This is a genomic window from Moorena sp. SIO4A1 (assembly GCF_010672065.1).
Classification (GTDB): domain Bacteria; phylum Cyanobacteriota; class Cyanobacteriia; order Cyanobacteriales; family Coleofasciculaceae; genus Moorena.
On record NZ_JAAHHX010000366.1, the window covers coordinates 1 to 2,054 of the forward strand.

Consider the following 2,054-nt stretch of genomic DNA (forward strand, 5'->3'; position numbering starts at 1 on the left):
TGCAAATTCGCGGTCTTATTCAAGTGGCTAAAGCAAATCAAAATGCTTGCTACGTTCCACAGGAGGTTTATCCAACTCAAATTACTCTCTTGCGAGCTAGTGAGGAAGTGCCAATAGAACTTGCTCCTAGTGTGGATATTTATAGGCTCCTGTACGACAGTAGAAAAAACGACCCAATGTGGGGGTGGAGTAAGTTTTCTGCTGGAAAAGTAGAACTTCATCCTGTTCCAGGAGACCATCTGACAATTATGACAGAGCCATACATTGGTGCTCTAGCCGAAAAGTTAAAATCCTCCTTAGAAAAAGCACAAACAGCTAACCCTATGGAGCGTCCGTAGGCTTATTTTTAATGCGGTGTTGTGGGGAAATCAGCACTCCAAAACACCGTTAAATTTCTCCATGATTAAGTTATTAACCCGTTCATAAATACAAAAATAGGAGAAGAATCATGAAATTTCCTGATGGACCAAAAACACCAGCATTGCTACAGTCTATTAATATCATTGTTAATCCTCTCAATTACTTAGAGGATTGTGCTAAACGCTATGGAGATATGTTTACAATACGTTTTTTGAACTATCCTCCAACGGTGTTTGTCAGTCATCCCCAAGCTATGAAGACGATATTTACAGCCAACCCACAAACATTTAATACAGGGGAAGCTATGAAAGAGTTACCAACCGCTTTTTCAGGTGAAAATGCACTACCCTTGTTAGATGGCGATCTTCACAAACATCGAAAAAAAATGTTAATGCCTGCTTTTCATGGTGAGCGGATGCGAGCTTATAGTCAGTTAATTTGTGACATTACTAAGCAACAAATGACGCAGTGGAAAAAAGGAGAACAGTTTCACGTCCAGGGTTCGATGCAAGATATTTCACTGCAATTTATTATACGTGCTATTTTTGGGGTAAATGAAGAAGCTCGCTTCCAACAGCTTAACCAAACATTTATTTCACTTCTGAATTTGATGAGTAGTCCTTTGACTTCTACTGTTTTGTACTTCCATGCCCTACAGCAAGATTGGGGGCCTTGGAGTTTATGGGGACGTTTTGTGCGCCTTCGCCAGCAGGTTGATGACATAATTTATGCTGAAATTAAGCGACGTCAGGATAATCCAGCTTTATTAGGTGAAGATATCCTGAGCTTAATGATGAAAGCTCGCGACGAGCAAGGCGAGCCGATGAAAGATGTGGAGTTGCGTGACGATTTAATGATATTGTTACTAGGAGGTCATGAAACAACCTCCATGAGTATAACCTGGGCATTGTACTGGATTCACCGCTTACCACAGGTCTATGAGAAGCTTATGGCTGAGTTAGACACTCTTGGCGATAATCCAGATTCAAGTGCGATTACTAAGCTTCCATATTTGAATGCAGTCTGTCACGAGACCCTACGTATATACCCACCCACCATTTTGGGAGCGTATCGTATTGCCCAAGAGCCTATAGAAATTATGGGCTACCACTTTGAGCCAGGTACATACATTTTGCCTTGTATATATTTGACCCACAGGCAAGAAGATTTATATCCAGAACCGAATCATTTTAGACCAGAGCGTTTTTTAGACCGACAGTTTTCAGCTTATGAATTTGTGGCTTTTGGTGGCGGAAGCCGTCGGTGTATTGGATATGCGTTGTCTTTGTTTGAAATGAAATTAATCCTGGCGACAATTCTGACTAACCTAAAACTAGCCCTACCTGATAACCGTGTTATCAAGCCTGTACGTAGCGCCTTTACTGTTGCACCTTCTCCAATGTATATGATTCCTGCCTAACAGCTATTATGGAAAACCTAGAATTAATAACGAATAGCACTGTAGATTGTGAGTATAAGCTTTCAAATTTTGATATCACAGCTGGAAAGTTTAGTCCTTATTATGGGACGATCAGTTGGTACCAAAATAGAATTGATGCTCGCAGACTGAAAAAAGCATGTCAACAAATAGTTGATAGCGTACCAATTTTAGGAGGGAGATTGGTAAAGAAATTGTTTAGTCCCATAAAGGTTGTCTGTCAAGCCAAAAAACATGGTATTGGTTTTATTGAAGA

At 40.4% G+C, this 2,054-nt stretch carries 3 protein-coding genes; all 3 read left to right on the forward strand.

Translation table 11 applies throughout. The annotated features are described in order from the left end of the window. A partial coding sequence (locus tag F6K53_RS38330) for a hypothetical protein (RefSeq protein ID WP_293085021.1) occupies nucleotides 1-338 on the forward strand: 338 nt, incomplete at its 5' end. A gap of 110 nt (nucleotides 339-448) precedes the next feature. Beyond that, the gene (locus F6K53_RS38335) at nucleotides 449-1,780 is read left to right on the forward strand and encodes a cytochrome P450 (RefSeq protein ID WP_293085024.1); all 1,332 of its coding nucleotides are present in this window, start codon (nucleotides 449-451) and stop codon (nucleotides 1,778-1,780) included. A gap of 8 nt (nucleotides 1,781-1,788) precedes the next feature. Beyond that, nucleotides 1,789-2,054 (forward strand): hypothetical protein (locus F6K53_RS38340; protein ID WP_293085027.1); only part of this gene is annotated, 266 nt, incomplete at its 3' end.